The organism is Alcanivorax sp. HI0044, from assembly GCF_001634945.1.
Genome location: NZ_LWEZ01001098.1, coordinates 1 through 265 on the forward strand (window position 1 = coordinate 1; position 265 = coordinate 265).

The window sequence follows — 265 nt, forward strand, 5'->3', positions numbered from 1 at the left end:
ATGGAAGTGCGTGAGCTGCTGAGCGACTACGACTTCCCGGGCGACGACACCCCGATCATCAAGGGTTCTGCCCTGAAGGCTCTGGAAGGCGATACCAGCGACATCGGTATGCCTGCCGTGCAGAAGCTGGTTGAGTGCCTGGACGAGTACATCCCGGAGCCGGAGCGTGCCGTTGATCAGCCGTTCCTGATGCCGATCGAAGACGTATTCTCCATCTCTGGTCGCGGTACTGTAGTAACCGGCCGTGTAGAGCGTGGCATCATCA

1 pseudogene is annotated in these 265 nt (G+C 59.2%); it reads left to right on the forward strand.

Annotated elements, in window-relative coordinates:
• Window positions 1-265 (forward strand): annotated as a pseudogene (gene tuf, locus A3730_RS13125) (elongation factor Tu); the annotation flags it as partial.